Genomic DNA, 1127 nt, shown 5'->3' with positions numbered 1-1127 from the left:
ACGGACGCTGCTGGTGTGTATGTGGGCTTGACGCGTGGCCGGTTTGAGAATGTGGTGCATTGTGTGGCTGCGGATTTGGACGAGGCGCGTGAGCAGTTTGTAGAAGCGTTGGGCCGTGAGCGGGCTGATGTTGGTTTGGGTGCTGTGGCTGAGGGGCTACGGCAGATGCTGGCTGGTACTGACTTAGAGACCAAGAGGCCGGAGGATTACCCTGCCTGGGCGTATGTGCGCGAACTCGAAGCCGGAGACGGCCTGATGGATAAGAACCGCAAGTACCTTGTTGCCGGTGTAACTGACCAGGGCAAAATCTACGCAGTGCCAGCAGAACCGGGCAAGATCGTAAAACCCAAAATCTTCACCTCACGAGGAGAAACGGTGGAAACTGTACCAGGTGGTAAGTTGCCTCAGCACCCCAAGCTCACCAGCTTCATCACTAAGAATCGTACTTTGCTGGCCGAAGCTCAGAAGCTAACCCAGTTCACCTCTAAGACCAAGGAGTGGGTTGCCCACGTCGAAGCCAACGAGGGCACCGCTAGCCAGTTCGTTCAGGCGCGTCAGGCACTGACAGAAGCCCAGGGGAGCACCGAGCAGGCCCGGCAGACACTCGAAGCAGCGCAGACTGATTTTGCAGGCGCTATGCATGAGCACCAGCAACGGCTCCAGCAGGCAGAAAGCCGTTATGAGCAGGTGGTGCAAGAACGTGCTGAGGGCGGTTTCTTCAAGCGTTTGATGGGTTCTAGTGCCCCGGTAGTTGAGGCTGAGCGGGCGCTGGAGCAGGTGAGGGGGCAGGTTCCCTCTGATGAAGCTGTTGTGCATGCTCGGACGCAGGTAGAGGCGTGTGAGCGTTCCCAGCGTCAGGCGCAGGCACGGTTTGAGCAGGTGTCGGCCTTCTTTGGGCCTGCTCCGGTTCACCCTGATTGGCCTAGTGCCAGCATTAACGCTTTTGGTGATGCGGTTGAGCCTGTGTATGAGGATATTGAGGGGCAGGCGCGGGCTATGAGTGAGCGGGCTGTGGAGAATCTACGGCTTGTTGATGGTGCTAATGAGCGGTATTGGGTTAGTGATATGCCTAAGAGCGTGAGTGCGCCGGTGGCTGGGTCTGCTGGTCCGCGGGGGCCTGAACCTGT

The 1127-nt window shown here is 58.4% G+C and carries 1 protein-coding gene; it reads left to right on the top strand.

The window, feature by feature from the left end:
* Positions 1-63: 63 nt before the first annotated feature.
* The coding region (locus L7A20_RS11815; protein ID WP_237223677.1) for a hypothetical protein at positions 64-1127 on the top strand (1064 nt) is incomplete at its 3' end.

This window comes from Rothia nasimurium (assembly GCF_928381415.1).
Classification (GTDB): domain Bacteria; phylum Actinomycetota; class Actinomycetes; order Actinomycetales; family Micrococcaceae; genus Rothia; species Rothia nasimurium_H.
The sequence above is the reverse complement of the archived record's forward strand: the minus strand, read 5'-3'. Positions and strand labels throughout refer to the sequence as shown.